This is a genomic window from Methanolobus psychrotolerans, assembly GCF_002243045.1.
GTDB classification, from domain to species: Archaea; Halobacteriota; Methanosarcinia; order Methanosarcinales; family Methanosarcinaceae; genus Methanolobus; species Methanolobus psychrotolerans.
Genome location: NZ_MBKP01000048.1, coordinates 24230 through 32020, shown reverse-complemented (window position 1 = coordinate 32020; position 7791 = coordinate 24230). Strand labels below are relative to the sequence as shown.

General features: G+C 40.7%; 7 protein-coding genes and 1 tRNA gene. 5 read left to right on the top strand and 3 right to left on the bottom strand.

Annotation, left to right across the window (positions count from 1 at the left end; genetic code table 11):
* Together tnpA and BB781_RS13300 are read left to right on the top strand one after the other, a co-directional pair.
* Nucleotides 1-357 (top strand): IS200/IS605 family transposase (gene tnpA, locus BB781_RS13305; RefSeq protein ID WP_094228968.1); only part of this gene is annotated, 357 nt, incomplete at its 5' end.
* A gap of 80 nt (nucleotides 358-437) precedes the next feature.
* Nucleotides 438-1379 (top strand): ribonuclease Z, encoded by a 942-nt coding sequence (locus tag BB781_RS13300; RefSeq protein WP_094228967.1) that lies wholly within the window; start codon nucleotides 438-440, stop codon nucleotides 1377-1379.
* Nucleotides 1380-1397: 18 nt separating this feature from the next.
* On the opposite strand, the gene BB781_RS13295 is transcribed toward BB781_RS13300, so the two are convergent.
* Both BB781_RS13295 and BB781_RS13290 read right to left on the bottom strand, forming a co-directional pair.
* Nucleotides 1398-1664: a hypothetical protein gene (locus BB781_RS13295; protein ID WP_094228966.1), complete on the bottom strand. Its 267-nt coding sequence runs from the start codon at nucleotides 1662-1664 to the stop codon at nucleotides 1398-1400.
* A 54-nt stretch (nucleotides 1665-1718) separates the two neighbouring features.
* On the bottom strand, nucleotides 1719-2846 hold the full coding sequence (locus BB781_RS13290) for an AAA family ATPase (protein WP_207205290.1): 1128 nt from the start codon (nucleotides 2844-2846) through the stop codon (nucleotides 1719-1721).
* Nucleotides 2847-3013: 167 nt separating this feature from the next.
* Here BB781_RS13290 and BB781_RS13285 point away from each other — a divergent pair, with 167 nt between their 5' ends.
* The 3 genes from BB781_RS13285 (at nucleotide 3014) to BB781_RS13275 (ending at nucleotide 6351) form a co-directional block, all read left to right on the top strand.
* Nucleotides 3014-5299 carry a sensor histidine kinase gene (locus BB781_RS13285; protein WP_164997885.1) on the top strand — a complete coding sequence of 762 codons (2286 nt, stop codon included), beginning with the start codon at nucleotides 3014-3016 and terminating at the stop codon, nucleotides 5297-5299.
* A gap of 82 nt (nucleotides 5300-5381) precedes the next feature.
* Nucleotides 5382-6173, top strand: coding sequence for a sulfide-dependent adenosine diphosphate thiazole synthase (locus BB781_RS13280; protein WP_094228964.1), 792 nt, complete (start codon nucleotides 5382-5384; stop codon nucleotides 6171-6173).
* 103 nt (nucleotides 6174-6276) lie between these two features.
* Nucleotides 6277-6351: transfer RNA gene (locus BB781_RS13275), tRNA-His, on the top strand.
* Nucleotides 6352-6976: 625 nt separating this feature from the next.
* Here BB781_RS13275 and BB781_RS13270 read toward each other — a convergent pair.
* Nucleotides 6977-7675, bottom strand: coding sequence for a DUF169 domain-containing protein (locus BB781_RS13270; RefSeq protein ID WP_094228963.1), 699 nt, complete (start codon nucleotides 7673-7675; stop codon nucleotides 6977-6979).
* Nucleotides 7676-7791: the final 116 nt, after the last annotated feature.

Here is a 7791-nt window from a genome sequence, read left to right as displayed (position 1 = left end):
TTAAAGGAATTTCTTGATGACCAAATAAGAACAATTGCTGATTCTAAGGAATGGGAAATTCTTGAACTTGAAGTCATGCCTGAACATATCCATCTTTTCATATCTACACAACCATTCATAGCACCTACTGATATTGTTAAGATTATGAAAGGAGTTACTGCAAAGAGAGTGTTCCAGAAATTCCCTGAATTACGAAAAAAAGAATTTTGGGGAAATCATCTTTGGTCACCAAGTTATTATGTTGGAACTCATGGTCAAGTGTCTGCTGAAACAATTAAGAAATACATAGATGGTAGTTCCAATGGGGGACGTAATTCATCCACCTGTTCCAGTTCAGAGAACTGGAACTCCCATTAAATCTACTATTTAATGTGAGTTTGAAAACGGTGGTCTTCTTACTCCAAATTCATAAATAATTCAAAGACTTATATAGAACTATGCTTCGTGTAACTTTTCTTGGAACAGGGGGGTCCCTTCCAACCCCGGAACGCAATCCTTCGGCCATCATGGTTAACCGTGAAGGTGAGCTTATACTCTTTGATTGTGGAGAGGGCACTCAACAACAAATGATGCGGGCAAAGACAGGGATGAAAGCATTATCATCCATATTCATAACTCACTTCCATGCAGACCACATACTTGGAATTCCCGGACTTATACAGACAATGTCATTCCACGGAAGAACCGAGCCATTGAAGATATACGGCCCTCACTGGATACACGAGTTTGCCAGGATACTAAGCGCCCTGGGTTATTATAAACTGCGTTTTGAGATAGACGCCATAGACATGAACCCTGGAGATGTGATCAAAAGGAAAGATTACTCAATCATGGCCATTAAAACAGAACATAGTATACCTAGTCTGGGGTATGCGCTCATAGAGAATGAAAGGATTGGAAAGTTCAACCGCCAGAAAGCCATCGACCTTGGAGTTCCACCCGGACCACTTTTTTCCAGACTTCACAACGGAGAATCTGTTGAAGTGGATGGAAAAATAATACACTCTAAAGACGTGGTCGGAGAAAGCCGCCCAGGTAGAAAAATCGTATACACAGGAGACACCCGCCCATGCAAAACAATCCTGGAAGCAAGCAAGAATGCAGATCTTTTGATACACGACTCCACACTTGCAAATGATCAGCAGGACTGGGCAATCGAATCCATGCATTCAACTGCACAGGAAGCTGCCACCCTGGCAAAGGAAGCAAATGTTCTGAAACTTGCCCTCACGCATATAAGTTCCAGATACTCAGATGATGCCACGCAACTGCTTGAGGAAGCAAAAAAAGTATTTGAAAATGTAGTCGCCGCCGAGGATCTGATGGAACTTGACATTCCCTACAGGGACAAAAACAAAGAACCAGAAGAAATATCATAAAAACGAAATGAAATGGATTTAAAGGAATGTCCAGTCAAGTTTCCGATCATCAGCATCGTAAAGGGAAACTTCCATTTTCATTTCTTCAAGCTCATAAGGAAGAGGTTTCACGCCAATATACAAAATATCTCCCGGACCATAGTTGAAGCCTTCAGACACTACCTTTCCAAAATAAACACGTCCTCCGGACCCCATCTCCTGGACAACCACACCCTTCCATACAAGAGAATCAATCACATTGATGACAACACACTCAAACCGGTCAGATTCATTTACCTCAGACATAGTCCACCGATATATTTGTCAGATTTAAAAAGATATTCCTTAAAAGATGTTCCATTAGATGTACATCCTATCGGCATTTGATGGTGGCTGGATATTCTTCAATTTTTTAACCGAAGCAAGAAGGTCATCCTGAGTTACGCTCTCCCGGTCCTCTATGATCACATTGTGAAGCGCGGTTTTAAGCACCTTTCCAACAATATCCCTTCCGGAAAGCCCTTCAGTCATTTTTGATATAGCCTTCAGATCAATATCTGTTACCGGTATCGGGAAGGTCTGTACATTAGACTCCAGAATTGCAAGACGCTCTTTCTCATCCGGGAGGGTGAACTCGATCTCTTCTTCAAATCTGCTCCTTACAGCAGGATCAATCGTGTCGGTGCGGTTAGTAGCTCCAATAGTACATACGCCCGGACGCTCCACGATACCATCCATTTCCGTAAGCAATGAGTTCACAATCTCTGCAACATCCCCGCGCAATTCCTGATGCCTGCGATCAAGAGCAATAGCATCCAGCTCATCGATAAAAATGATGCATGGTGCCATCTCCTGCGCCCGCTCATACAACTGGTGTATCTGTCTGGCACCTTCGCCTACAAATTCACCAATGAGTTCAGTAGCCTTTACCGGGATGATAGGCACATGAGCCTTGTTTGCAAGTGCTTTTGCAAGCATTGTTTTTCCAGTCCCCGAGGGACCAAAAAAGAGGACATTTCGGGGCGCCCATTTACCGAACTTTTCCGGAGACTCCAGAAAACGTTCTATCAGTTTACATTTCCGGCGCGCGCTTTGCTGCCCTATGACATCATCAAAAGTGACATCACTTCTGAACTCTATTGCAGGAGCACTGCTTACGACCGTATCCCTGACAATGATATGCGTATCCAGCCCGATGATTGACCCCGGAGGCTCAACATCACTAACCTTATAGGCAAAATCAGGGTACATTCGGCCGTCAAAAAGATAATCACCCTTATGAGCAGTGCAACCATTCCACTGCTCTCTGGCATAATGTTCAAAAACACCAGGATCGGCGATCTCGGGATACTCGTCAAGTATGCTGGCCATAGGATAACCTGCCGGCTCCAGTACAAGGAACTCTGCAGTACACTCCGAGGGTTCTGAATTCGACTCTCTGTTAGATTTAGGGCTAGTTTTCTGGGCAGTCCTTACTATATCTATCATCTCTTTTTTCTTCTACATATCTAAATGAATTAAGGGAATTATTAAACCTAACCCTTAAAGGTTTCGCAGAGTACAGAGGATTGAACAAAATATGCAAACGAATAATAAATATAGTAATTATTACTATATATTAAAATGGTATGGAAAAAGAACATACAATACAAAATATGAAAATACCCAGTGTGGCCAATATTGCATTTCTGTTAATAGTCTGCATATTCGGGTTTGTATTACTTGCACCATTTATAATTGCAAAAGACACAAGTTCAATCGTGATCAGTTCAGCTTTGATAGGAGGCACATTCATAGTAATCATCTATGCCAGCAACCATATTGAAAAGAAGAACAAAGAACTGGAAACAAAGATAGTCGAACTGAATGATAAACATAAAGAACTTGAGTACCTTATCCAACGCAATGCAAAGATAGAGAATATGATATCGTCACTCATATCAACATTCATCGCACCAAAAGATATTGACGGGACAATACAGGAAACACTTGAGAAAACAGCCAGACTTTGCAACGCAGAACAAAGTTATCTTTTCTTGTATGAGAACAATGGCAATGCATACCTATCCCATCAATGGAAAAATGGTAAAGATCCAAATCAGAAAAGCATCTTTGAAAAAGTCGGCTTTTCAAACTTCCCGTGGATCAGGGAAAAACTGACGAAAAAACAAACAATCCATATCTCCAGGGATGTTAAACTTCTTGAAAATGCTGACAGGGAAAGAGACATCATTATTTCAAACGGACTGCAGTCACTCATTATTGTACCGGTGGAATCAAAGGGCGAATTCATTGGTTTTATCAGCATAGAATGTGATACAGTTACTACTGAACACTGCCAGAAATATTTCCATACACTGAAAGTAGTATCTGAACTGACAAGTATGGCCCTAAATCATAAATCGTTCCTTAAAGAGATAGCTCTTTTTAAAAACCTCATAAACAGATCCAACGACTTTATTTTTGTCATTGACATGGAAAAGAATAACATTATAGATGTAAATGAAACCGCATGCCAGGAACTTGGATATACCCGGAAGGAATTCCTCAGCATGAAAAAACAGGATATCCATTTACTTTTCAATGATAATTTCTGGGAGAATGACCTCCAGGATATTTTTGGAGACAGATATCTGGAACCAAACAAGATCCTGACAAGAAAAGACAAAAGCACCTTACATGCTGAAATAAATGTCACATTCTCAACCATGGACCATCATAATTATGCACTTGCAGTAGTACGTGATATCACAAAGCGAAAAGACATAGAAACCATACTTGCAAAAACAAAAGAAGTTATGGAACTTGCACTTGAAGGGGCAAACCTTGGGATGTGGGACTGGAACCTCAGGACAAATGAGGTTATGTATGATGAACGCTGGGCTGAAATGATAGGATACAACGTGAAAGATGTCGATAAAAGCATTGAAAGCTGGAAGCACCTGACACATCCAGATGACCTCAAAATTGTGAAGGAGACCATCAATGAGCACCTTACAGGAAAAACACCATTCTTTGAGGCTGAATTCAGAGTGAAGAACAGCAAGGAGAAATGGCAGTGGATACTTGCAAGAGGCAAATTGACAGAGTGGGATAAAAACGGGGAGCCGTTCAGATTTACAGGAACAACAATGGACCTTAATGATAGGAAAAAGGTAGAAGAAGAACTTCGCCATTCCAATGAACTAAAAGACCTTTTCACAGACATAATGCGCCATGACCTCCTCAATCCTGCAGGGAACATCAAAGGATACTCCGAATTACTTATGGAAATGGAAGAAGATCCGACTAAAGTACATTTCATAAAAACTATGCAGAAGAGCAACGATAAACTTATCGATATGATCGAAACTGCTGCCAAGTTTGCTAAACTGGAATCTATGGAAGAACTTGATGTTGTCAGAATAGATATCTTGACAATCCTGAAGAATGTAATCGAACAATTCGACCATCGTCTGCAGGAAAAGAACATGACCCTCGAATTGAAAGCAAATAGCAGTTGCTCTGCCATGCTCAATCCTATTGTTGAAGAGATCTTTGCAAACTACATATCAAATGCTATAAAGTACAGTCCGGAAAATACAAAGATAATTGTGGATGTGGAAGACTACAATTATGAATGGAAAGTAAATGTAACTGACTTTGGAGAGGGAATAAAAGACGAGGCCAAACCACTTGTTTTTGACCGCTTCAAGAGAGTTAATAAGAGCGGAGTCAAAGGCAGTGGTCTTGGCCTAGCTATTGTTAAAAAGATAGCTGAACTTCATGGAGGTTCAACAGGTGTGGAAGATAACCCTGGGGGAAAGGGCAGTGTTTTCTGGGTAAGGCTAAAAAAAGGTCAAACGAACTTTGATGATGCCGGGTTTAACGATAAGATTAATTCCAGGGTCAATGGGAAAATTGATGTTGAACATGATGCAAAGATTAAAATGAAATGTTAGATCTGCCTGTTCTGCCCCATTAACTTTAAGGAAGATAGCACTTATCAGAACCGTTTGAAATCAATAATGATGAGGAAATAAAATGGAACTTGATGAGATTGTAATTACAAGGGCGATAGTTGATGAATTTTCAAAAGTTTTTCTTGATTATACTGATGTTGATGTCGCACTTGTGGGAGGAGGGCCTTCAAATCTAGTTGCTGCCAAATATCTTGGTGAGGCAGGACTGAAAACTGTTCTTTTTGAAAGGAAACTCTCGATCGGCGGAGGAATGTGGGGAGGAGGGATGATGTTTCCTCGAATAGTTGTTCAAGAAGACGCAAAACATATTCTTGATGATTTTGGAATTAATTACCACGAATATGAAAAAGGATATTATGTGGCAAGTTCTATAGAATCCGTTGCAAAGCTGATTTGTGGTGCAACCGGAGCAGGTGTGGAGATATTCAATTTGATTGATGTGGAAGACGTAATGATCCGTGAGAATGATACCGTATGCGGACTTGTGATTAACTGGGGACCGGTGTCTATGGCACACCTTCATGTAGACCCCCTCGCAGTGCGCGCAAAGGTAGTTATTGACGGAACAGGACATGATGCCGGAATATGTAGTACCATCCAGCGTAAAGTACCAGGCACAGAACTTGGAGAGTTGAGAGTTGTCGGGGAAAAACCCATGTGGGCAGACGTAGGAGAGAGGCTACTGATGGATACGACAAAAGAAGTATACCCCGGCCTTATAGTTACTGGAATGGCTGCAAACGCTGTTGCCGGTGCACCACGAATGGGACCGATCTTTGGTGGAATGATGTTGTCAGGTAAAAAGGCAGCTGAAATTGCGATTGAAAAGCTGAAAAAGTCAGGTGATATCTGAACAAGAGAAGCAAATAGTACCGTTTTAAAATATTTTCTAATGAAAAGATTTATCTAAGAAACGGACCTCTATAGGGTGCTTTCAAGGAAAGCACCTGCTTCGAGCCGGGGTAGGGTAGCGGTTATCCTGTAGCCCTGTGGAGGCTACGATTCGAGTTCGATTCTCGATCCCGGCCCCATAAACATATTTTACTTATTTTACCATTACAATTAAAATCAGATATATAAAGGCCATCACTTTTAGATTACCAGTCCTATCATAATTCTTATATTCCGCAGATGTCCTCGAATTTTGCCAATTATCTGGATTGCAATTATTTATCAATTAATAGTAACACAATTCAATTGAGAAGTAACATTTATTATCACTTCAAGTTGACATAAGTATGTGTAAATGTACGCTAAAGGAAAATATCCGTTTTTCTCTAGACATCTGCGGAAAGTCGGATAATTCACCATTAATGGACAAAAACTATTCCCCATTCTAAAAATAAAAAACATGAAAGTAACCCCATCCCACGTTCAGCAAGGGGTGGTACATCCTTGCATGAATGATTTATTCGGCAACTTAAAGTTACCAAGTTGGTTTTACACCCTGCTACTATATAACCCTATATAGTAAATATGGCAGTCATATTCTCAAATTACATCTAAACCGTAGATGCACTCAGATAAAAACCTATTACAAAAACAATCATCTACGTGTATCTGTGTGTATCTGCGGTTCATTATTCAGGATTGAGGAGTTTATGGAGTTAATATAAAAAAAATATATTAAAAGTAAACTTAAATAAAATTGTAAGTTCACTGCTTCCTTGCTTTTTGCATGGGTCCGCCATGTATCTTCTCAAGAGCATCTAGCATTTTCCCCAGGTTATCATAGGGAATTCCTGCTATCATTTCATCGTTTTTGATATCTGTTGCCCTGCGACATCCGAAGCATCCCAGACTCATGTTCATTTTACCTGTGAGGAGTGGAATGATTGTAGAATCCACACATGTAGCCTGAAAAGCTGCCGTACTGAATGCCTGCCTGCCTCCTTCAAAGAAAGTTGCTGCTGGAACAAGCCAGTAAAGGGTTTCTGGAACATCCACCAGAACCACTACGTCCGGTTTAAGCTCAGAGTCCTTCAGCGGACAAACAACTGTGGCAATTGTGCTTCCTTCTTCCAATGCAGAACGCTGGGATATCATATTTGAAGCAGCATCGGCGCAGTCGAACATGCCTATGTTGGCGTGGAACTCCCCTTCCTTGACTTTAGGAGGTGTTGGAATCAGTCCCAGACTGGAAGCACCTACAACACATGCATGTTTTTCGGCGGGAATGAAAACAGATTCCCCTTTTCTTGCCATCATTATCGATTGACAGTGCCTTATATTGGCTTCTGGCACTTGGAATCCATCCGGGATCGTTTCTCCCTTCTTTATGATTTTTACAGCCACTGGTTCATATCTAAGGTCAAGTAGTTCTACGAGTTTTTGTGCTATCTCGGTATTGTTCATGTGATCAACTTCCCGAACATATATATCTAAAATTAATTTAGTAGAATATCTATCTTTCTGAGTTCTATGTTATTGATTAATATGCATTGAACGGGCTTGAGCATAATCTTTTTATT